The organism is Gilvimarinus sp. 1_MG-2023 (assembly GCF_030548285.1).
In genome coordinates this window covers 81,270-102,744 of the sequence record NZ_JAUOSC010000002.1, presented here as the reverse complement: position 1 = coordinate 102,744, position 21,475 = coordinate 81,270, and the positions used below count along the sequence as shown (strand labels likewise).

Below are 21,475 nucleotides of genomic sequence, written 5' to 3'. Positions count from 1 at the left end.
CGATATTGCTACTTTATGTTCGAGATATTATCAGTGATCACTGAACCCGTTTACCGCTTCCGTGGCTGTTACAGCTAGAGTATTTTTCGAATGTATGTATCGTTGCACATGAATGTCAGCCGGCCTTGATCGTCGAGCAGGTCGAAAAATCAAAGCGTTGGATGCACGTCTGTAGGCCCTAGAAGGGCAGTAATACCGGTGGCAAGTTATTGGGTTTATATGCCCCAAGTTACCGGTATGCAATGCTTGGCAACTTAAGGAATTTTATGATGGTTGGCCTTTTGAATTACGGTAATTTTTGTCGAACATCTGTTGGCAATACATGTTAGAACCAAGAGGTGCGCTTAGGTATTCCGTATGGAAACGGCCCGGCACCTATTGAGCTCTCGCCATCGCCCGGGTTTGTGACTCACCAATTTCACGGCAATATTCCCAAGCCGTCTGCCAGCTGTTGAGTGCCTGGCTATACTGGCTCGCGCGCCGGCGGGCTTGACGAAGGATTGAGTCCAGTTCCTGCTGGTCTTTATCTACCCCCTGCATGCAGCGCGTGAGTAGTGTTTGCATGTCGTTGGCTAAATAAGCAGGGGGCTGCAGTGTTTGCAGGTTGTTAATCAGCCGCTGCGCCATATTGCTGCGGTCACTGCTTAGGTTGATCTGATAATCGGCTGCCAGTGTTTTATCGGGCGCCTGTGACAGCGCCTTGAGCGATTGGCCGAGCCATTGTAAGCGTGTACTGGCATCGGCACTGGGAATGGCATGGCGTAACTTATGGAGGTAGTCAGTTAGCAGTAGGTTGGCATCCATGGCTATGGGGGTTAGCAGGCGGTCGTGGCTGAACTGCCGATCCTGCTCGGGTGTGTGTTTGAGCATCCAGGGGAGCTGGGCGAATAAACTGTCTGGGTAAACACCGCACACCAGCTCCGCAAAAATTGTGTCTTCGCCGCGCCCAGTGGGCGTGGTTGGCGGTATAAGCTGGCGATTATCGACACCTATCAGCAGCGAGAGCAGGGAGTGATTGGGAAGTAACTGGTGCCCTTGAGGTTTGCGGGCTGACAGGCGTTGAGTCACCAATTGTCGGTAATTGTCTTCACTTTGCAGCCAGGGCTGTAGTCGCTCCGGTGGCTGTGTGTAGAGCCAGCTGGCCTGGCCTGTGCCTGGGTCACCGAGAACGCCGCAAACGCTGACTTTCACCTGCGCCCGAGGGTTTAGCGAGTGTAAGTCGGCGCTGGTAACCGGCTGCCAGAAGGTGTCGGGGCTTGTGGCTTGCGCCATGATCGCCGTCAAAGGTTGCCCCAGCCAGCGGCTGTGGTCAGCCAGTGGATCGATGTCCAGTGGTGACCAGGCATTCCCCATGGCCTCGGCGCTGGGGTACATGTGCCATAACGCCTCGTCTTGTTGCGCCCCTCCCATTTTGACACTGGCGGCGTCGGTTGTTTCTTGTGGGTCACCGTAGGGCGTTAGCTGGGCATCGTCGTCTATAATGGCTGTGGCTGTGCCGGCGCCCAGTAAAAGGGCTGTGTTTAGGGTGGCACCGGCTGTCATATCCGGGTCTTCGGGGTCACCGTTAAGCCACCAGCGCAGATCTTGGGCACTGGCTCCCGAGGCTACCGCTATAGCATCCGCTAAACGTTCCCGGTCGGCTCGTGTAATGTGGACTAATTGCGCTGACAATTGATCCCGGTAAGAGCCCAGCAGTGTTCGGCTGCGCTCCAGATCGTTCTCTTCGCGGGCATCGTCTATCACAACCAAAGTTTTTACTGATGCCCCTGCACGCCCGGCCAGCAGGCTCTGTAATAAGCGCTCTAAAGCTTGGGGGCAGCAATAAGTGCGTACATAGAGAGTTTGGATGTCTGGCGTTGAGTGTTCTGTGGGGGCTGATTCTGCAAAACTTTGGGATAGCTTGGCAGCGTCTACCAATAACCCCTGTTCTACCATATGCAACAAGCCCTGCTTTAACTGCTCGGCGTGGGGTTGCAGTTGGGGCATTTTTTCGATCGCAGTCGACACGTGCCTATCGAGGCTGCGCCACTGGTCGCACAGCATCAAAGTTTGCGCGAGAGTTTCGTGCAGCGGCTGGGCCTGGCGGCCGTCGCGGGGAAGTACCATTCGCTCCCCTTCATGCAATGGCCAGCTGACGAAGGGCAGGGCAATATATTGGGTTGGGGTGCTGGTAGATGGCGCAGTCATAAACTTCTTTTTGGGCTTTCGGTCGTGGGCCAGTGAGGCTCTCTATCTCAGCCGAATATCCTACCTTGGCCGCATTGGTTCGGCAACAGCGGTGGGGGCAGGGCTATGATGTTAACTCGTATCGCTAGAGTGTGGCGCACGATTTGTGGCTGGAGCAAGTTATCGGTAATCGCGATTTAAGTAGTCGTTGTTTATCCGTAATGCCCTGGTGTTATGTAAATGTGGCCCTGTCTTTACGATTTAGCTTGTTGGCGCGCTCGTACGTTGGCCAGAATGGACTTGAGTTCATTTTCAGCCCATGCTCTGGCATCGCTCTCACTGGTAAAGCCGTGTTTAACCTTGGTCGTGATTGTTTTTCGCGCCGTAACCCGCCGCGTAATCTCGGCGCGCCATTCGCCATTGTTTTCGTCAATATGTAGATTAAATTTTTTATCAATGCTCATAGTAGGCCAGAATTAAGTAGATGGGTGGTGGGCGTCTTTTAGGCGCTCTGGAAATAAGTTCGGGCATTATGCCTTATAGCAATAAATTTTGCAGGTTTTGGGGCTCTGTTGAGGTAGTGGTTGGTTTATGTTTGAGCTTACTGCACTTGAGGGACTACGCCATGACCATTAAGAGTATCAGCCAGTTGAGGCTACAAGGTTTGGAGTTGAGGGTTAAGTGAGTGTGACAAGATCCTACATAACGGCTACTCGCTGGCAGATCGTTTCAGATAAAGGGCATAAGCATGCTGCCAGAAATGTTCAGTAAGCTCTCTCCTTATGGCCGGGTCATCGACCAATTGCGAAATATATCTTTCCATAGTGGTGGCGTCGTCCAGGGCGACCTCTTTTGTGTGACGCCATTGTCGATGGGTGCTTTCTTTATACAACCTTTTGGTCAGCATAATCTCTTTAGAGTATAAAAAGGGGCCAGCTATTCGTAGGGCGTTTAGCCATAAGCGCTCTGAGTTAATGGTGGTGGCTGTGGGTTTAATGAACAGTTGGTGGTTATCAATCGTCGACTTTCTGGCCATTCCTTTAAACGCACCGTTAAATAACCCCAGCGAATTAAAGAATTTGATGGTGGATAGCTCGTCTTCACGGTCAAGCTTGGCGTGAGTTATAAAACTAGTTTTGTCTTCATCGAGGTATTCATGAAACACTGGGCCGGTAGCCAATACGGCATCTTTATTTTTGAGTAGTAAGGCAAGAAGGCGCTCTGACTGCGCGGCGCTGGTATAGTCATCATGTGGGGCGATACGAAAGAAATTTGTTTGAGACTGGGTGATTAGAAAGTTGATATTTTCCACCCAGTTTATGGCATCGGAAGATGAGAAAAATCGGACCTGAGGGTTGTTTTCATATTCCGCCTGTAGGGTGTATATCGTGTTGTCCAGACAGTGTTGATCTGATAGTAATATTTCACAGCGACTGGGTAGGTGGCTGTCAATGACGGCTCGCAGGTTGTTGATAAACCTAGCCGATCGATACATGGGGATAAGCAGCGAGTAGCGCTCCATTAGTGACCCCCGAGCAGGTGTTCGCTTAGTTGTTTCGCGAAATATGGGCCGCTACAGTATTTTCCCGTATCCAGTGAATGCCAATTATCAACAGACTGAAACCCAATTTGAAAGCGTTTGTGTAATTCGCTGCCGGGGTCATCTATGTCTGACTCTCCCCAAGATAATATATAGCCTCCGCCGACTTGTGCTTTAGTTTTATATTTAAGCAACTCTTTAACCTTTGGGTAAAAATGAGCAAGGCCTCGAATGGTGTTGTCGATCAGTTTAGGTTTGTCGAGATTCTTTAATGCAGATTGGATTTGGGCGTGGTCGCCGTCTTTACTTAGGCCAATCCGGCATGCCGGGTACCAGGAGATAAAGTAATTTCCATCGCCGTAGTTAACAACATCACCATAGGGGCCGGTAATAAAAGTGGTTGATGAGAGCAGATTTTTGTCGGGTAAACCGTGAAAAGTAATAGCCATTTTGTAGCGAGTGAGCAGCGGCCGATTGTAGTGTAAGCCCATAGCCGCATCAAATTTTTGCCGATTTTGCCACAGACAGTTGATGACATTTTCTGCCTGTAATTGAAGTGGTGCTTTGTTTTTTTCACACTCAATCGAATAACTGCCGTTGGGCAGGCGTAGTACCGTTTTCACCGCTGCTTTCAATATGACGGTAATGTTTTCATTGGCCATGACCTTAGCGGTCAACAGGGCGCCTATTTGAGGGGGGTATACACTGAATTCATCCGTAGTCAGTCCGCATTGCACTGATTGGGTAGAGTACCCCTGCTTATTCAGCTCAGTTCTGGAAAGAGGTTGAGATCTTCGAATATCTGATCCTGTGTGTGCAAGCAGTTTATCCGTTTGCTCAAAGTATTGCGAAATTTCTGAGGCTGAGAGCATGGAGTCATTTGGTGATAGATAATTGAATGGCTGCGAGCGAACAAGTTGCGAGGGTGAAACAGATAACAGCTCGCTGAGTATATTGAGGAACGACAGTGAGCCTTCTGCCATCCTTTTGGTTGTTTTCAGGCTGGTGTCTGCAGCATACACATAGCCCAAATGTAATTTCCCCTCATTGTGGAGGCTGGCGCCTAACATGGGCAGGTCATTCTGGTCGATTAAGGTGACTTTCTTACCTGCTTTGGCTAAATAGAGCGCTGTGCAGCACCCGGCTATGCCTGCGCCCAATATAATATACATCGTGTACTTCTCGTTCTCTTTTAGGGTTGTTGGGGCAGTAGAGCTATACAGGGCCCTAAGTCCACACTGAAGCTCGCGCTTGTTAGGAAACCATATCATATTGAGTCGGATATTCTTGCGCGATTTCCCCTGAAATTTCCCGGCTGGCTATTTTTTGTGCTGATTGGTTTAAATATAATTGGTAAACCAGCTGATGGAGAAGGGGACGTTATTTTGGGGTGGGCAGGTAAATTGCGCAATCGCTCGCTACAGGCGATAATAGTCTTCTCAATTTATTGTCAGAGATGCATCTATGTCATTCCCTCCCTGCCCCAAATGTAATTCTGAGTTCGTGTATCAAGACCAAGCATTGTTAATTTGCCCAGAGTGCGCGTATGAGTGGTCGGCGAACGGCGAAGAAGCCGAAGAAGAGATTTTTGTTCGCGACTCTAATGGTAATAAACTGTTGGAGGGCGATAACGCGACTTTGGCCAAAGACCTTAAAGTTAAAGGTACCTCGGATGTACTGAAGGTGGGCACTAAGGTCACAATCAAGCGCATTGTCGACGGCGATCACAATATCGACTGCAAGCTTGCCAAAGGCGGCGATATGATGCTTAAAAGTGAGTTTGTGAAAAAGGCTTAGAATCAATGGTTCAGCAAGTAGAGCATCGCACCGAAGGTGGATAATAAAAACGGGGAGCCTTGGCTCCCCGTTTTTTTATTGTGCTGTTGCTGCCTGTTGTTTTTGAATATCATCAAAAATATGGCTGAGTCCGGTCGTGGCGGTCTCGCCCGGTTGGTAACCGTGACAGGTAAAGCAATTGAGCACGCCATTGGTTGAGGTTGATATTTTCCCGCTATCTATGCTCAGAGAGCCTTGGAAGGTTGTCTCCATTACAGGGTTGGCTAATTGCATGGAGCCGCGTTGGTTATCGGTGGTAGAGGCTTGGCTCGGGTCGCTGACCCATAGCGCCCCAATATTAAAGTATTGAGCCAATACCTGCATGGATTGTGGGGTGTTGGCTCCAGCAAGAAGATCGCGGACTTGATGATTGAGAGCCGTTACATCCGCAAGATTTTCCCCAGCTTTATGATCACCCTTTGCGGTACCCTCTGGGAATACACGGCAAATTTCCGAGGCTGCACCGCTCAATGAGCTTGCCGGGCTGGCTTTGTTAAACGCACAACTCTCAAGACAGCTGGCGGTGGGGTTGTTGAGGCAGCTCTCGCATTGCGAGGATGTAAAAGACCACCCTCCTTGTGGCGCTTGGGCTGGGCTCTGGCAGTTGGGGGCATTGTTGCGGTGCTCAAAACTGGCCCATACCAGCTCGTGATGTTCCGCTGTGCCTCGCACCAGGTGCATACCAATTAAACCGAGGGTTTCACCAACCGGGGCGCCTTGTTCGGGTATGACGTCGGCTTCAATCCAAAAGTAATCGGACTTCTCAGCATCACTAATCACTCGCCAAGCAAGTTTTAGTTCCGTGGTGTCGTCGGGCAAATCACCTTGGGAAGGTGCCGTACATAGGCTGCGGCTAAAAGCGATACTGTAGAAAACGACATTGCCGTCCTGGTCGTAAATAGTGGCACCTCCACCGGCTTGGCCGATACGTTCAGGCAGTGTAAACGCCGTATCACTGGCCTCATCTTTTACTGTGCGCACAAAAAATACTGGTTCTGTTGCACTACTAGCACAAGAGTTGCCATCGATCTCCAGTACAGGGTATTCACTGGTAACTTGGAAGTTGCGCAGTGATGGGTCGGTTTGTGAAGGTGACATTAGGTAAAAGAACCACTGCCAAGAGAATTGATAAAACTGGCAAAAATTAGAGCCGCCGCCTGGAATTTCATTGGGCGGATTAGGGTTAGTGATCCAGTTGATGTCGGCTTTGCAGACGGAGGTCGCTACAGAGCTGGTGGATGATGTTAAAGGGGCCGTTTGCATTGTGGTATCGGGGGAATCGTTCTGGTTACAAGCGCTAAGAGTTAAAACAAAAATAAGTGCCGTGATTATTCGGGTGAGTGTCATGCCTAAACCTCCAATTGTTTAGTGCTTTGCCTGAAAAGGTTGTTGCCGCGTGGTTTATGTTGGTATTGCGGCGGGCGTAATCCGGTAGTGGATCTGGCGTTAGCCAATGCGTATTGTAAGAGGCGAGTATGGCAATGCCTAGCGAAGAGCTAGATCGAAAGTGAATGACAGGTGGCTGTACCATTAAAAACGGGGAGCACATGGCTCCCCGTTTTTAATCATCGCTGTTCAGCGTTCAGCGTTCAGCATCAGACGTCGTAAGTCGTAGACGCTGTATCACCGCCGCGACCGGTCCAGTTAGTGTGGAAGAACTCACCGCGTGGCTTGTCTAAACGCTCGTAGGTGTGAGCGCCAAAGTAGTCGCGCTGGGCTTGCAGCAAGTTGGCGGGCAAGCGCTCGGTGCGGTAGCCGTCAAAGTAGTTCAGGGCGGCGGTTAGGCAGGGCACTGGTACGCCGTTGGTGATGGCGGTGGCTGCCACGTTGCGCCAGCCTTGTTGCGACTCGACCACAACGCCTTTGAAGTAATCGTCCAGCAACAGATTGTTCAGGTCTGGGTTTTTATCGAAGGCTTTTTTGATGTCGCCCAAGAAAGCCGAGCGAATAATACAACCGCCGCGCCACATCAGGGCGATGCCGCCGTAATTGAGGTTCCAGCCAAACTCTTTTGCCGCTTCGCGCATCAGGGTGTAGCCCTGAGCGTAAGAAACGATTTTAGCCGCCAGTACCGCTTGGCGCAGATCTTCGATAAACGCGGTTTTGTCGCCGGTAAAGATTTTCGCCGGGCCGGTCAGTACTTTCGAGGCTTCTACGCGCTCGTCTTTCAGCGCTGAAATACAGCGGGCAAATACCGATTCGGCAATCAGGGTCAGGGGTACGCCGAAGTCCAGCGCTACCACACCGGTCCATTTGCCGGTGCCTTTTTGGCCAGCGGTGTCGAGGATCTTTTCAACCAGCGGCTCGCCGTCTTCGTCTTTGAACGCCATGATGTCGCGGCTGATTTCTACCAGGTACGAGTCCAGCTCGGTTTTGTTCCACTCGGCGAATACCTGGTGGATTTCGTCGGCGCTCATGCCGAGCAGTTCTTTCATGATTTGGTAGGCTTCACACAATAGCTGCATGTCGCCGTACTCGATGCCGTTGTGCACCATTTTGACAAAGTGGCCAGCGCCGTTTTCGCCAACCCAGTCGCAGCAAGGAGAGCCGTCTTCAACCTTGGCTGCAATACCCTGGAAGATAGGTTTAACGTACTCCCACGCCTCGGGGGCGCCGCCGGGCATAATCGACGGTCCGATCAGCGCGCCTTCTTCACCACCGGAAACACCGGCGCCGATAAAGTGCAGGCCTTTTTCGCGCAGGTACTCAACGCGGCGGTTGGTGTCGGGAAAGTGGGTGTTGCCACCGTCAATGATAATGTCGCCTTTATCCAGGTGCGGAATCAGCTGCTCAATAAAGGCATCAACCGGCGCGCCGGCTTTTACCATCAGCATAATTTTGCGTGGTTTTTCCAGCGAGGCGACCAACTCTTCAATCGATGCGGCACCGCGAATGTTTTTGCCTTTCGCGCGACCTTCAATAAAGTTAGTGACTTTGTCCACAGAGCGGTTATAAGCCGTCACTGTGAAGCCTTTGCTTTCCATATTGAGAATAAGGTTCTCACCCATTACGGCGAGACCGACCAAACCGATATCAGACAGTGTTTTCATAGCGACCGTACTTTTTTCATTGATTTGCAGAAGCGTGTAACCGGTTTTCACCACCTAAAAATCTTGGGCAGAGGGGGTGTCCGGCTCTCAGAGGGCGGCAATTGTACAGCAAAGCGGCGGATTTTGCTTGTGGCTGGATGATATTTATTGTCTATCGAGGCTATAAAAAAAGGCCTGGCGGGGCGCTTAACCGCTGTTGGGGGGCGCTTTGATTTTGCGCTTGCGCCGCTTGCGGGGATCGTTTTGCTGCGCCAGTGCCCACTCGATGTGTTCATCCACCGTTGGGCTTACCTGCCCCAATTGGGCTTGCAGGGCTTGCTGAATCCGCACATCTGACGGGGCGTTGCCGAGGCCGATGGCCAGATTGCGCTGCCAGCGCTCGTAACCGATGCGGCGAATGGCCGAACCTTCCGTATTATTGAGAAATTGCGCCTCACTCCATTGAAACAAGGTAGTTAGGTCGGCACTGTCGAGTGAGTGGCGCGGTAAAAAGTCGGTTTCTGCGGTGGGCTTGGCGTATTTGTTCCAGGGGCAGATGGCTTGGCAATCGTCGCAACCGAACACGCGGTTGCCTATGGGCTCGCGAAACTCCTCGGGGATGCTGCCCTTATGTTCAATGGTCAGATAAGAAATGCAGCGCCGGGCATCGAGTGTGTAAGGCGTGGGGAAAGCATCGGTGGGGCAAACCTTCAGGCAGGCGGTACACTCGCCGCAGCGGTTGGGCTGCTCACTGATATCCACCGGCAGCGGCAAGTAAGTGAACAGTTCCCCCAGAAAAAACCAGCTGCCGGCCTCGCTATTAAGAATCAGTGTGTGCTTGCCCGTCCAGCCCAGGCCCGCCTTGTCGGCCAAGGGTCTTTCTAGCACTGGTGCGCTGTCGACAAAGGCGCGGTTTTGCTGCTCGCCTTGCGGGCGCAACCCCTCGGGTAAAGCAGCTTCTATTTTTTGCCCCAGCTGCGCCAACCGTTTGCGAATCAGTTTGTGATAGTCGCGGCCCAGTGCGTAGCGCGAAACATAGGCCTGGGTCGGGTTTTTGAGTACTTTAATTTGCTCGGTATCGCCGGGCAGGTAGTCCATCCGCACACAAATCACTCGCGCCGTACCGGGCACCAGCTCGGCCGGGCGCGAGCGCTTGTTGCCGTGCTCGGCCATCCACTGCATCTGCCCTTGATAGCCTTGCTCCAGCCAGTGCTGCAGGCCGGGCTCGTGGGCGGACAGGTCGGTATCGGTAATACCCACCTGCTGAAAACCCAATTCCCGGCCCCAGCGTTTGATATCGCGGGCGAGTTGATAAAAATCAAAGTCCGTCAAACCTGACCCTTGCTATGTGATGAACGTGAAAGGCGCAGAACAGTCCGTTAGGCGGAACGACGCAAAGCCCCTATAATAACGCGCAGATTATACCGATTTAGTCTTCGACACACTTATTGAGATTTTGTATGACTGCAAATCAGCTTTACACCGCCGCCGATATTCGCGCACTGGATGCCGCTTTTATAGACTCTGGCGTGCCTGCAGCGCAGCTAATGAAGCGAGCCGGTCGCGCCGCTTTTGAAGCTATGATGGCCCACTTCGGTGAGCCGGAGGAGCTTACCGTGTACTGCGGCGCGGGCAACAACGCCGGTGATGGTTTTGTGGTGGCGGCTCTGGCCGCGGCACGGCGTATTCCGGTGACTGTGATTTTACTGGGGGATGAGAGTAAGTTCAGCCCCGAGGCTGCTGCCGCCTATCAATACGCCAGGCAAGAAGGTGTGGTGATGATGCCTCCCGGCCCTGCTCCTGGCAGTGGCGTTATTGTGGACGCGCTACTGGGTATTGGGCTCAGTGGCGATGTGCGCCCAGAGTATCAAAAAGCAATCGAGCAAATGAACGCCAGTGGCCTGCCAGTGGTGGCTCTGGATATTCCCTCGGGCTTATTGGCTGATAGTGGCGCGATTGCCGGTGTAGCGGTAAAAGCGGCTTTAACGGTGACGTTTATCGGCACTAAGCGCGGCCTTCTGACCGGGCGCGGCCCGGCGCTGTGTGGTGAAATTGTTTTTACCGACCTGGATGCCCCCGAGGCCATCTATCAGCAAGTGAATGCCCAGGCGCAGCGGGTGGAGTTCGCCGATTTATTAGCGGTACTGCCCGAGCGCGAGGCCGATGCCCACAAAGGCTGCTTTGGCCATGTAATGGTCATTGGTGGCGACACCGGCCGCGGTGGTGCAGCCATAATGGCGGCCGAGGCGGCAGCGCGCACCGGCGCCGGCTTGGTCAGCCTGGCGACTCGCCCCGAGCATGTATCGGCGGCTTTGGCGCGCCGGCCCGAGGTAATGACCTGCGGGGTTATTTCTGGCCAAGAGCTAGAGCCCTGGCTAGAACGTCCCAGTGTGCTGGTGGTGGGGCCGGGTTTGGGCGACTCGCCTTGGTCCGAGCAAATGCTGCAGCAGGCTCTGGCCACTGACCTGCCGCTGATTCTCGATGCCGACGCGCTGAATTTAATTGCACAGGGTAACCTTTGGCCGGTTGGCAAAACCCGCAGTAACTGGATTTTAACACCGCACCCGGGGGAGGCCGCGCGCCTTCTGGGTGAGACTACCGTCACCGTGGGCAGTGACCGCTTTGCCGCGGTGAGCAATTTGCAACAACGTTACGGTGGCGTCGCCGTATTAAAAGGTGCCGGCTCGTTAGTCGCCGCCGAGAAAGCACCTGTTGCAGTTATCAGTGCCGGCAACCCGGGTATGGCCTCTGGCGGTATGGGCGATGTGTTAACTGGCGTGCTGGGCGCTCTGGTGGCTCAGGGTATGGAGTTGCCTGCGGCCACCTACCTCGGCGTCAGTTTGCATGCTCACGCGGCCGATCTTGCCGCCGAGGAGCGCGGCCAACGCAGTATTTTGGCCACCGACCTGCTGGATTATATCGGGGTGTTGCTGGGTGACTGAGTGGTCCGACTACCTGGCCGATGAAGCGGCCACTGTCGCCGCCGGTGAGCGTTTAGGGCGGGTGCTGGAGCAGTGCCCGCAGGGGCTCTCTTTGCACTTGGAGGGCGATTTGGGGGCGGGTAAAACCACCTTTACCCGCGGGGTACTGCAGAGCTTTGGCCATTCAGGTGCGGTTAAGAGCCCCACCTATACGCTGGTGGAAGAGTACGCCTTACCCAGTCGCACTTTGCATCACTTCGACCTGTACCGTTTAGGTGATCCAGAAGAGCTGGAGTATATGGGTATTCGCGATTACTTTACAGGCGGCGATATTTGCCTATTGGAATGGCCGACCCGTGGTGCTGGAATTTTGCCGCCGCCGGACTTAACAGTCAGCCTTCAGGTGCAAGAGCCGGGTCGACTTGTTAAGCTAGAGGCCGGTACCGACCGCGGCGAGCGGTTGGTACAGCAACTCGCGCAACCACAGTAGCAGAGTAATCATAAAACTGAGTATGACCACAGCCCAAGCCCGACCCAACTTGCCCATACTGCGCAACTTGTTGTGTACCCTGGTATTTCTGATGCTGTTTGTCGCACTGGGAGCCGAGGCCACGACTCGTGTCGACGGTGTGCGCCTCTGGCGGGCGCCGGATCACACCCGATTGGTGTTTGATTTATCCGGCCCGGTTGAGCACAACCTGTTTACTTTAGAAAACCCCAAGCGCGTGGTGATCGATGTCAATCGGGCGCAGTTTAATGCCAGTCTTGATCAGCTGAACCTTGCCGAAACGCCGATTAATAATATTCGTTACGCCCCGCGCAATGGCACCGATTTGCGTGTGGTACTGGACTTGTCGGCTGGGGTAAAACCCAACAGTTTTTTCCTTCAGCGCCAAGCCGGAGCATCAGATCGTTTGGTGGTGGATTTAAACGATCTAGCGCCGCGCCAAGAGGGGCCGCCCCCGGTGAGTGTGCCTGAGCCCGCCAGTACTCGGCGCGATATTATCATTGCCATCGACGCCGGGCACGGCGGTGAAGACCCCGGCGCCCTAGGTCCGAACCGGTTACAAGAAAAAGACGTAGTGCTTAAAATTGCTCAAGCCTTGGCTAAAAAGTTGAACGCCGAGCCGGGCTATACCGCAAAGCTAGTGCGCACTGGCGATTATTATGTTGCTCTGCGTGAGCGGCGTAATATTGCGCGCAAAATGCAGGCTGATTTATTTATGTCGATTCACGCCGATGCGTTTACCAAACCCTCTGCGCGCGGCGCCTCGGTGTTTGCCCTGTCGCGAAGTGGCGCCACCAGTGAAATGGCACGCTTTTTAGCGCAAAGTGAAAACGAGTCGGACCTTATTGGCGGGGTCGGCAGCGTTAGTCTGGAGGATAAAGACGAAGTGCTGGCCGGTGTGCTGGTCGACTTATCCATGACGGCCACATTGGGCGCGAGTTTGCAGGTGGGCGACTATGTGTTGCAATCGATGGGGCAGGTGGCGCACTTGCATAAGCGGCAAGTGGAGCAAGCGGGCTTTGCAGTGCTTAAATCCCCCGATGTGCCCTCGATTTTGGTGGAGACCGGCTTTATCTCCAATCCAGGTGAGGCGAAAAAACTAGCCAGTGCCAGTTATCGCAACACCTTGACCGCCCAGTTAGTTAGAGGCGTTAAACAGTATTTTTATCAGTTTCCCCCGGCGGGAAGTTACATTGCCTGGAAAAAGTCCGGCGGTGGTGGCGGATTGGTTACCGAGTACACCATATCGCGCGGTGATACCTTGAGCGAGATTGCCAAGCGTTTTAATATTTCCGTCAATCATTTGCAGCAGTTCAATGGTATCAACGGTCACGTGATTAAAGTGGGCCAGGTGCTGCGCATTCCCCCGACTACATAAGTTGTAAACACTCTTCATGTCCAAAATTAAGCTGTTAAGTCCCCGTCTCGCCAACCAAATTGCCGCCGGCGAAGTGGTTGAGCGCCCGTCCTCAGTGGTGAAAGAACTACTGGAAAACAGTCTCGATGCCGGTGCCACCCGATTGGAGGTGGAAGTTGAGGACGGCGGCGTTAAATTGATGCGCGTACGTGACAATGGCTCGGGTATCGACAAAGAGGACCTGGCCATGGCGCTGTCGCGTCACGCCACCAGTAAAATCAACGACCTGGACGATTTAGAAGCGGTCGCCACTCTGGGGTTTCGCGGCGAAGCTTTGGCCAGTATCAGCTCGGTGGCGCGTCTGGCGCTGAGTAGCGCGACCGATGAAAGCGGCGCGGGTTGGCAAGTGACCGCCGAAGGCCGCGATATGGAAACCGAACTGGCTCCGGCCCCACACCCCAAAGGGGCCACGGTCGAGGTGCGGGACTTGTTCTTTAACACCCCCGCCCGGCGCAAGTTTTTGCGCACCGAAAAAACCGAATACAACCATCTGGAAGACGTGGTCAAGCGCTTGGCTCTATCGCGCTACGACGTCAGTTTTACTCTGCGCCACAACGGCCGCGCCATTCACAATTGGCGCGGCGGTGCTACCCAAGCCGAGCGCGAACGTCGTGTGGCTCAGGTTTGTGGGCCGGCCTTTATGGACAATGCGGTCCATCTGGATATCGAGCGCGGCGGCTTGCGTTTATGGGGCTGGGTGGCACTGCCGACTTTCTCGCGCTCGCAGGCCGATTTGCAACACTTTTATGTCAATGGCCGCGCCATTCGCGACAAGCTAGTCACCCATGCCGTGCGTCAAGCCTACCAGGATGTGCTGTACCACGGCCGTCACCCGGCCTTTGTGCTCTATCTTGAGGTCGACCCGGCCACCGTGGACGTCAATGTTCACCCCACCAAACACGAGGTGCGCTTTCGCGACGGCCGCACGGTGCATGGCTTTATCTTTAGTTCGCTGCATCACGCGTTGGCGGAGGTTTCGCCGGAAGACCGCTTGGCCCGCGCCGAGACAGAAGCCAGCCGCCCGCACAATGATGCGCCGGGGCAAATGTCGCAACAAAGCCCCATGGCCTTTAATGCTCAGCGCCCGGCGGGTGACTGGCGTGAAAACTATTTTCCCGCTGCCATGCAATCGGCCACCGGTGCAACCGCTGTGGGTCAGCCTGCGGTGGCCGAGCAAGGCGCAAGCTACCCGTCGGCGGCGGGCTATCAAGCACAGCCCTTAGAGGATTTGGCGGCGAGCGAGGGAGAAATACCGCCGCTGGGATTTGCCATAGCGCAACTTAAGGGTATTTATATTCTGGCGGAAAATGCCCAGGGGCTGATTATTGTCGACATGCACGCCGCGCACGAGCGCATCACTTATGAGCGCATGAAAACCGCTTTTGCCGGCGGTCAGATACAGGCCCAGCCGCTGCTGGTGCCGGCGACCTTGGCGGTGAGCGAAAAAGAAGCCAGTTGCGCCGAAGAGCACCCGGATACATTTGCCGCCCTCGGTTTTGAAATCCAGCGCGCGGGGCCCGAATCGCTCTTAATTCGGCAAATCCCCTCTATTTTGCACGGCGCCAAAGTGGATCAGCTGGTGCGCGATGTACTCAGTGATTTAATCGAGCACGGCGCTAGCGAGCGGCTAGCCCACCGCGTCAATGAGGTGTTGTCTACGATGGCTTGTCACGGCTCGGTGCGAGCCAATCGCAAACTCACCACCGCCGAAATGAACGCTCTACTGCGCGATATGGAGGCGACCGAGCGCAGCGGCCAGTGCAATCACGGCCGCCCGACCTGGACGCTGCAGTCGCTGGATGAGCTGGATAAACTCTTTATGCGCGGCCAATAGCATGGATGTGAGTACTGACAAACCCCATGTGATTATGCTGATGGGGCCTACCGCATCGGGCAAAACGGATCTGGCGTCGGAGCTTTACCAGCGCCTGCCGGTCGAACTGGTCAGCGTGGATTCCACTTTGGTCTATCGCGGTATGGATATAGGTACGGCCAAGCCAACCCCGGCCGAGCTGGCCCGGGCGCCGCATCGCCTGATTGATATACGCGACCCGGTCGACCCTTATTCGGCCGCCGATTTTGTGGCCGATGCCGAGCGGGAAATTGCCGATATTCACGCCGCCGGGCGCATTCCGCTGCTAGTGGGCGGCACAATGCTCTACTTTAAGGCGCTACTGGACGGCTTGGCAGAAATGCCCGCCGCTGATCCGAAGGTGCGTCTGCAAATCGAAAATGACGCCGGGCAGTACGGCTGGCCAGCTATTCATGCGCGTCTGGCCGAAGTGGACCCGGAGTGTGCGGCTGAGATTCACCCCAATCACTCGCAGCGTGTCTCCCGCGCGCTGGAGGTTTACCTGAGTAGCGGCGAAACCATGACCGAGCTGCGCCGTCGCCAGCGAGAGGAACAGGGGCCGCTGTTAACTGAGCGCTTTAACGTGACCCAGCTGGCCATAGCGCCGCGTGATCGCAAAACCCTGCACCAGCGTATAGAGACACGGTTTGCCAAAATGATGACGGCGGGATTAGTGGACGAAGTGGCCAAACTTTATGCCCGGGGTGACTTAAATGAGAGCTTGCCCGCGATACGCGCGGTGGGCTATCGACAGATGTGGGACCATCTGGCCGGGCGCCTCAGCCAAGAGGAAGCGGTGGAGCGCGGGGTGATCGCCACCCGGCAATTAGCCAAGCGGCAATTCACCTGGCTCAAGGGTTGGGAGGGCATAAATTGGGTATTTACAGAAAATAACATGGGTAAGTCGCTATCTTTGCAAGAAATTGTACGATTTAGCTTGAATTACCTCCCATTGGGGGCCATATAATAAGACTGTGGAATCCCTAGTCAGTTTTTCATGCTTGTCATCGCCCCCTTTCAGGCGGACTTATGTAACCGAATTGAAAGACTTAGGCGTATTTTTATTATCTAAAGGAGAACAAAGATGTCAAAAGGGCACAGCTTACAAGACCCTTACTTGAACGTGCTGCGTAAAGAGCGTGTTCCAGTATCCATTTACCTGGTAAATGGTATCAAGCTGCAAGGTCAGGTCGAATCCTTCGATCAATTTGTTGTACTACTAAAGAATACTGTTAGCCAAATGGTGTATAAGCACGCCATTTCGACAGTAGTACCGTCTCGCGCTGTTCGTGTACCCCTTCTTAACCCCGCTGCAGAAGGCGAAGGTGATGAAGAGCAGGGCGACTAAAAACTAAGAGGTAAGTCATTGTTTTTTGATCGTCCCGATTCAGGTGAACTGGCAGTGCTGGTTCACCTGGACCTTTCCAGTGGCCAAGAGCCAGAAGACCCCCGTGAATTTGAAGAGCTCGTGCTGTCTGCCGGTGGCGACCCTGTTGCCATGGTGTTTGGTCAGCGCGACACCCCACAGGCAAAATATTTTGTCGGCACCGGTAAACTGCAAGAACTGCAGGCATTGGTGGAAGAGCACAGCGCAGAGCTGGTGATCTTTAACCATACCCTGAGCCCATCGCAAGAGCGCAACCTCGAGCAAGCACTTGAGTGTCGGGTACTGGACCGCACCGGTTTGATTTTGGATATTTTCGCCCAGCGAGCCCGCACTTTCGAAGGTAAATTACAGGTGGAGCTGGCACAGTTGCGCCATATGTCGACCCGACTCGTGCGCGGTTGGACTCACCTGGAGCGACAAAAAGGCGGTATCGGCCTGCGCGGCCCGGGTGAAACCCAGCTAGAAACCGACCGCCGTTTACTGCGCGGGCGTATTAGCACCATTGAAAAGCGTTTGACTAAGGTACGCACCCAGCGCGAGCAGGGCCGGCGGGCCCGCCAGCGCGCGGCTATTCCTACGGTATCTTTAGTCGGTTACACCAACGCCGGTAAATCGACCCTGTTTAACCGAATTACCGGTGAAGATGTTTACGCCCAAGACCAACTGTTTGCCACGCTGGACCCGACCATGCGCCGGGTCGAGCTAGACGATATTGGCGCTACAATTCTGGCCGATACCGTTGGTTTTATTAGCCATTTGCCGCACAAGCTGGTGGAGGCATTTCGTGCCACACTGGAAGAGGCGGCAAACTCCAGCTTATTGTTGCATGTGATTGACGCCGCAGCCGAAGAGCGCATGCACTATATGGAGCAGGTGGAAGAGGTGCTGGATGAAATCGGCGCTGGTGACCTGCCCCAACTGCGGGTATTTAATAAGATCGATTTGCTCAATATGGAGCCGCGTATCGACCGCGACGATGAGGGAACACCTGTTGCGGTGTGGCTGTCGGCTCAGGCCGGAACCGGCATTGAATTGCTGTTCGAGGCAATCAGCGAATTGCTGGGCGAAGAGATGATCGAAGGCGATTTAATTCTCGCCCCAACCGATGGTCGTTTGCGCGCCAAACTGTTTGAACAGCATGCTGTCGCCGCTGAATCCTTCCGCGATGATGGCTGTTGTACGCTGTCGCTGCGTATTCCGCAGAGCGATTTAATGCGTATCCTCAGTTCGGTCAGCCTAAATTTTGATCAGCTCAGCTGGGAAGGTGAGGCGCCTCAAGAGTATCAAATCGCACAGAACTTCTAGACGCCTCTGCAACTCTCACAATCGAGAGGTGTAAGTGGTGCCCTTTAGACTTCGCGTTGGGGGTGCTAAAATCCGCGACGAAATTTCGGCCATCAGTAGAAACTGGTGGCCTCACCTTTGAATTGGAGACAACCTATGGCCTGGAATGAACCGGGAGGCGGTGATAAGGACCCCTGGGGTAACCGTGGCGGCAATAACGATGGCCCGCCCGACCTCGATGAAGCCCTGAAAAAACTGCAAGAGAAGCTGGGCGGAATTTTTGGTGGTAAATCCGGCGGACGTGGCAATGGCAACGGCGGCTCTGGTAAAGGCTTCAGTGTTTTACTGATTGGCGCCATCGTCGTGGCGACTTTGTTTTATGGCGTTGCCGGTTTTTATCAGGTAGACGCCAAAGAGCGCGCTGTAGTACTGCGCCTGGGTGCCTTTAATGTCATCAAGCAGCCGGGCCTGCATTGGAACGCACCTCTTATTACCGAAGTGTTTGTGGAAAATGTGACCGAGGAGCGTCAATATTCCAGTCGTGGCCTGATGCTGACCGAAGACGAAAGCATTGTTGAGCTGCCCTTAACTGTTCAGTACAACGTAGACGATGTAAAAACCTATGTACTGAATGTTCGTGAGCCAGATGTGAGTCTGCGCCATGCCACCGATTCCGCACTGCGGCATGTGGTGGGCTCATCCGAACTAGAAGAAGTACTGTCGGCGGGGCGTGAAGAGATAGCCGCCGAGGTTAAGTCTCGTTTGCAGGAATACCTTGAGAGTTACGGCACGGGTATTTTTGTGCGCTCGGTAAACATTCAAGAGGCACGCCCACCAGAACAGGTGCGCGACGCTTTTGATGATGTTATCAACGCCAAAGAAGATGAAGAGCGCCTGAAAAACGAAGCTCAAGCTTATGCCAACTCCGTAGTGCCGGCCGCTCGTGGTCAGGCTCAGCGTATGCTGGAAGAAGCCGAAGCTTATAAAGCTGAGGTGGTAAGCCGCGCCGAAGGTGAATCTGAACGTTTTACCAACTTGTTGGTGGAATACAAAAAAGCGCCCGAAGTGACTCGCCAACGCTTGTATATCGAAGCGGTAGAAGCGGTTATGGGCAACGCCTCCAAGGTGATGGTGGATGTCGACGGTGGCAATAATATGATGTACTTGCCGATCGACAAGCTGATGGAAAATCACAGTGGCGGTCAGAATCGCGGCAACGCGACCCTGACACAAGAGCAGTTACGCCAAATCAGCGACTACGTGGCGCGCCAACTCGGCCGTAACAATAATACTTATCGGGAGGGGCGCTAATGTCTAATCGATCCTTTTTCGGACTGATTGTGCTGGCTTTGGGGCTGTTTATCGCCGCTAACAGTGTGTACATCGTCTCGGAGTACGAGCGCGGCGTAGTATTGCGCTTTGGTAAATTGATTAACCCGGATGTGACACCTGGTCTGCATTTCAAATTTCCGTTGGCGGATAAGCTGCGCAAATTCGACGGCCGTATTCTGACCACAGATGCGCGCCCCGAGAGCTACTACACCATCGAAAATAAGCGTCTAATCGTGGATTCTTACGCTAAGTGGCGTATTCGCGATGTAGAGACTTATTATATTGCCACCGGTGGTGATGAAGCACGGGCTGCAAGTCGCTTGGCGAGCCGTATCGGCGATGGTCTGCGCAACCAAGTGGGTGGGCGCACATTGCACGAGGTGGTCTCGGGCAAGCGTGATGAATTGATGTTGGAGCTAAATCAGCAAATCAATACTGAGGTCAATGATGCTCTGGGTGTTGAGGTTATCGATATTCGAGTTAAGCGAATTGATTTGCCCGACGAGGTAGGGCGTGCGGTGTTTGACCGTATGGCGGCCAACCGTGAAGAGGAGGCCAGGGCTTACCGCGCTCAAGGTCAGGAACAGGCGGAAATTATTCGCGCCGATGCCGACCGCCAAGTAGCGGTGTTAGAAGCCAATGCCTATCGCGATGCAGAGATAATACGCGGTGTTGGTGATGCCACTGCCGCGGCGACCTTTGCTAATGCCTACGAGCAAGACCCAGACTTCTACGCGTTTGTGCGCTCGCTCACTGCCTACAAGAAATCCTTTGCCAATAAGGGCGACTTGATGGTGGTTGACCCCGAAAGCGATTTCTTCCGCTTCTTAAAAGATGCGGACGGCAAAAAATAGGCGATTTTTCGCTCAACATTTGTCGCACAAAGGTGGTAAAATCCCACAGCCGGACCAATAGGTCCGGTTTTTTTGTGTCGTACTGACACTCAGGCAGGCTTTGCCTGACCGTTTCAACCGAATACCCAAAACCGATAGAGTCTGCTATGACCTACGCCGACCGCTGGCTATTGCCCGACGGAATTGAAGAAATATTGCCCGATGAGGCACGACCCATCGATTTACTGCGCCGCCGCCTGGTGGAGTTGTATCGCACCTGGGGCTATGACATGGTGATTCCGCCTTTGCTGGAATACACCGATTCCCTGTTAATTGGTTTAGGGCGCGACGTCGATCTGCTCACCTTTAAGGTGACCGATCAACTGACCGGCCGCACCCTAGGCATACGCGCTGACATTACCCCACAAACCGCCCGTATGGACGCTCACAGCTTTAAGCGCGAGTGTGCTAACCGTCTGTGTTATGCCGGTCATGTGGTACATACCAAGCCTAAAAACCCGCTCGCCACCCGCACGCCCATTCAGGCTGGGGTTGAGTTTTACGGTGAAGCGGGACTGGCGGCCGATGCTGAGGTAGTGTCTCTATTATTAGAGTCGCTGCGCGTGGCCGGACTGCCCAAACTGCATATCGATTTGGGGCATGTGGGTATCTACAGTGCCCTGATTGCCAAGGCTGATGTGGACGCGGCGCAAAAAGATTTGTTTTTTGCCATGTTGCAACGCAAGGCGGTGGCCGAGATTGAGGCCTGGGTGGCTGACAATATCAGCGACCCGGCTATTGCCAAAGTACTGCTGGCGTTGCCTGGCTTGGCCGGTGCGCGGGATATATTGCAAAAGGCGCGGGATCTGTTCGCCAGTGTCTCCAGTGAGGCCGTTAGTGCCGTGGATGAGTTGGCCGACGTGGCAGAGGTGATACAAACCCGTTATCCCGAGGCCGAATTGTATTTTGACTTAGGTGAACTGCGCGGTTATCACTACCTAACCGGTTTGGTTTTTGCCGCTTTTGCCCCAGGTTACGGTAACCCCATCGCCAGCGGTGGGCGCTACGACCATATAGGTGAAGTGTTTGGCCGCAGTCGTCCAGCCACCGGTTTCGCGGTGGATATAACCGCCTTGTCTAAGCTTGGCTTATTGAGTGCACCTGAGTCTGGCCTGATTGGCTTTATTGACGATGGCAGCAACGCCCAATGGCATAAAGTTGCCGAGTTGCGCGCACAAGGTGAGCGCGTAGTAAGCGCTGCGAGCCGCGAAGAGTTTACCGCGCTGGGCTGTAACCAAGTGCTGGAAAAAACAGGTGATACCTACCAGGTGATCGCACTGTAAATCGTTAAACGTTAAAACTTTTTCGTT

At 54.0% G+C, this 21,475-nt stretch carries 18 protein-coding genes; 11 read left to right on the top strand and 7 right to left on the bottom strand.

All coding sequences use genetic code 11. The features are described from left to right. Nucleotides 1-375: 375 nt before the first annotated feature. From Q4563_RS03390 to Q4563_RS03375, 4 genes are all read right to left on the bottom strand, one after another. Nucleotides 376-2,187 (bottom strand): hypothetical protein, encoded by a 1,812-nt coding sequence (locus Q4563_RS03390; RefSeq protein ID WP_303603592.1) that lies wholly within the window; start codon nt 2,185-2,187, stop codon nt 376-378. A 233-nt stretch (nt 2,188-2,420) separates the two neighbouring features. Next, nucleotides 2,421-2,630: a DUF3622 domain-containing protein gene (locus tag Q4563_RS03385; RefSeq protein WP_303603591.1), complete on the bottom strand. Its 210-nt coding sequence runs from the start codon at nt 2,628-2,630 to the stop codon at nt 2,421-2,423. Between the two features lie 245 nt (nt 2,631-2,875). Further along, nucleotides 2,876-3,688, bottom strand: coding sequence for a glycosyltransferase family A protein (locus Q4563_RS03380; protein ID WP_303603590.1), 813 nt, complete (start codon nt 3,686-3,688; stop codon nt 2,876-2,878). Next, on the bottom strand, nt 3,688-4,878 hold the full coding sequence (locus Q4563_RS03375) for an NAD(P)/FAD-dependent oxidoreductase (protein WP_303603589.1): 1,191 nt from the start codon (nt 4,876-4,878) through the stop codon (nt 3,688-3,690). The genes Q4563_RS03380 and Q4563_RS03375 overlap by 1 nt, the downstream gene beginning before the upstream one ends. Before the next feature lie 292 nt (nt 4,879-5,170). Between Q4563_RS03375 and Q4563_RS03370 the strand changes: the two genes are divergently transcribed. Further along, nucleotides 5,171-5,503: a zinc ribbon domain-containing protein YjdM gene (locus Q4563_RS03370; RefSeq protein WP_303603588.1), complete on the top strand. Its 333-nt coding sequence runs from the start codon at nt 5,171-5,173 to the stop codon at nt 5,501-5,503. 75 nt (nt 5,504-5,578) lie between these two features. Here Q4563_RS03370 and Q4563_RS03365 read toward each other — a convergent pair whose 3' ends face one another. The 3 genes from Q4563_RS03365 to queG form a co-directional block, all read right to left on the bottom strand. After that, nucleotides 5,579-6,889 carry a hypothetical protein gene (locus tag Q4563_RS03365; protein ID WP_303603587.1) on the bottom strand — a complete coding sequence of 437 codons (1,311 nt, stop codon included), beginning with the start codon at nt 6,887-6,889 and terminating at the stop codon, nt 5,579-5,581. A gap of 248 nt (nt 6,890-7,137) precedes the next feature. After that, complete coding sequence (gene gnd / locus Q4563_RS03360; RefSeq protein WP_336623028.1) at nt 7,138-8,592, bottom strand: decarboxylating NADP(+)-dependent phosphogluconate dehydrogenase; 1,455 nt, start codon at nt 8,590-8,592, stop codon at nt 7,138-7,140. A 186-nt stretch (nt 8,593-8,778) separates the two neighbouring features. Further along, complete coding sequence (gene queG / locus Q4563_RS03355; protein WP_303603585.1) at nt 8,779-9,903, bottom strand: tRNA epoxyqueuosine(34) reductase QueG; 1,125 nt, start codon at nt 9,901-9,903, stop codon at nt 8,779-8,781. A 128-nt stretch (nt 9,904-10,031) separates the two neighbouring features. Here queG and Q4563_RS03350 point away from each other — a divergent pair, with 128 nt between their 5' ends. From Q4563_RS03350 to Q4563_RS03305, 10 genes are all read left to right on the top strand, one after another. Further along, entirely contained in the window at nt 10,032-11,513 is a 1,482-nt protein-coding gene (locus Q4563_RS03350; RefSeq protein ID WP_303603584.1) for an NAD(P)H-hydrate dehydratase, read from the top strand. Then, nucleotides 11,506-11,982: a tRNA (adenosine(37)-N6)-threonylcarbamoyltransferase complex ATPase subunit type 1 TsaE gene (tsaE, locus tag Q4563_RS03345; protein ID WP_303603583.1), complete on the top strand. Its 477-nt coding sequence runs from the start codon at nt 11,506-11,508 to the stop codon at nt 11,980-11,982. Before Q4563_RS03350 ends, tsaE begins: the two co-directional genes overlap by 8 nt. Nucleotides 11,983-12,004: 22 nt before the next feature. After that, nucleotides 12,005-13,378 (top strand): N-acetylmuramoyl-L-alanine amidase, encoded by a 1,374-nt coding sequence (locus Q4563_RS03340; protein ID WP_442903700.1) that lies wholly within the window; start codon nt 12,005-12,007, stop codon nt 13,376-13,378. A gap of 16 nt (nt 13,379-13,394) precedes the next feature. Beyond that, nucleotides 13,395-15,251 carry a DNA mismatch repair endonuclease MutL gene (gene mutL, locus Q4563_RS03335; protein ID WP_215976986.1) on the top strand — a complete coding sequence of 619 codons (1,857 nt, stop codon included), beginning with the start codon at nt 13,395-13,397 and terminating at the stop codon, nt 15,249-15,251. Next, nucleotides 15,217-16,236, top strand: coding sequence for a tRNA (adenosine(37)-N6)-dimethylallyltransferase MiaA (miaA, locus tag Q4563_RS03330; RefSeq protein ID WP_442903699.1), 1,020 nt, complete (start codon nt 15,217-15,219; stop codon nt 16,234-16,236). The genes mutL and miaA overlap by 35 nt, the downstream gene beginning before the upstream one ends. A 117-nt stretch (nt 16,237-16,353) precedes the next feature. After that, the gene (gene hfq / locus Q4563_RS03325; protein WP_215976987.1) at nt 16,354-16,617 is read left to right on the top strand and encodes an RNA chaperone Hfq; all 264 of its coding nucleotides are present in this window, start codon (nt 16,354-16,356) and stop codon (nt 16,615-16,617) included. Between the two features lie 18 nt (nt 16,618-16,635). Beyond that, on the top strand, nt 16,636-17,961 hold the full coding sequence (hflX, locus tag Q4563_RS03320) for a ribosome rescue GTPase HflX (RefSeq protein WP_215976988.1): 1,326 nt from the start codon (nt 16,636-16,638) through the stop codon (nt 17,959-17,961). Between the two features lie 135 nt (nt 17,962-18,096). Next, on the top strand, nt 18,097-19,251 hold the full coding sequence (gene hflK, locus Q4563_RS03315; protein ID WP_215976989.1) for an FtsH protease activity modulator HflK: 1,155 nt from the start codon (nt 18,097-18,099) through the stop codon (nt 19,249-19,251). Next, nucleotides 19,251-20,126 (top strand): protease modulator HflC, encoded by an 876-nt coding sequence (gene hflC / locus Q4563_RS03310; protein WP_215976990.1) that lies wholly within the window; start codon nt 19,251-19,253, stop codon nt 20,124-20,126. Before hflK ends, hflC begins: the two co-directional genes overlap by 1 nt. A gap of 146 nt (nt 20,127-20,272) precedes the next feature. Continuing rightward, on the top strand, nt 20,273-21,448 hold the full coding sequence (locus tag Q4563_RS03305; RefSeq protein ID WP_303603582.1) for an ATP phosphoribosyltransferase regulatory subunit: 1,176 nt from the start codon (nt 20,273-20,275) through the stop codon (nt 21,446-21,448). The last annotated feature ends 27 nt before the right edge of the window (nt 21,449-21,475 follow it).

Bases quoted from the DNA above. Each gene is read 5' to 3' on its own strand.
- Q4563_RS03340 (WP_442903700.1), top strand. From the start codon at position 12,005: ATGACCACAGCCCAAGCCCGACCCAACTTGCCCATACTGCGCAACTTG.
- miaA (WP_442903699.1), top strand. From the start codon at position 15,217: ATGAGCTGGATAAACTCTTTATGCGCGGCCAATAGCATGGATGTGAGT.
- hfq (WP_215976987.1), top strand. From the start codon at position 16,354: ATGTCAAAAGGGCACAGCTTACAAGACCCTTACTTGAACGTGCTGCGT.
- Q4563_RS03375 (WP_303603589.1), bottom strand. From the start codon at position 4,878: ATGTATATTATATTGGGCGCAGGCATAGCCGGGTGCTGCACAGCGCTC.
- mutL (WP_215976986.1), top strand. From the start codon at position 13,395: ATGTCCAAAATTAAGCTGTTAAGTCCCCGTCTCGCCAACCAAATTGCC.
- Q4563_RS03380 (WP_303603590.1), bottom strand. From the start codon at position 3,688: ATGGAGCGCTACTCGCTGCTTATCCCCATGTATCGATCGGCTAGGTTT.
- Q4563_RS03385 (WP_303603591.1), bottom strand. From the start codon at position 2,630: ATGAGCATTGATAAAAAATTTAATCTACATATTGACGAAAACAATGGC.
- gnd (WP_336623028.1), bottom strand. From the start codon at position 8,592: ATGAAAACACTGTCTGATATCGGTTTGGTCGGTCTCGCCGTAATGGGT.
- Q4563_RS03370 (WP_303603588.1), top strand. From the start codon at position 5,171: ATGTCATTCCCTCCCTGCCCCAAATGTAATTCTGAGTTCGTGTATCAA.
- Q4563_RS03305 (WP_303603582.1), top strand. From the start codon at position 20,273: ATGACCTACGCCGACCGCTGGCTATTGCCCGACGGAATTGAAGAAATA.
- hflC (WP_215976990.1), top strand. From the start codon at position 19,251: ATGTCTAATCGATCCTTTTTCGGACTGATTGTGCTGGCTTTGGGGCTG.
- Q4563_RS03390 (WP_303603592.1), bottom strand. From the start codon at position 2,187: ATGACTGCGCCATCTACCAGCACCCCAACCCAATATATTGCCCTGCCC.
- Q4563_RS03350 (WP_303603584.1), top strand. From the start codon at position 10,032: ATGACTGCAAATCAGCTTTACACCGCCGCCGATATTCGCGCACTGGAT.
- hflK (WP_215976989.1), top strand. From the start codon at position 18,097: ATGGCCTGGAATGAACCGGGAGGCGGTGATAAGGACCCCTGGGGTAAC.
- Q4563_RS03365 (WP_303603587.1), bottom strand. From the start codon at position 6,889: ATGACACTCACCCGAATAATCACGGCACTTATTTTTGTTTTAACTCTT.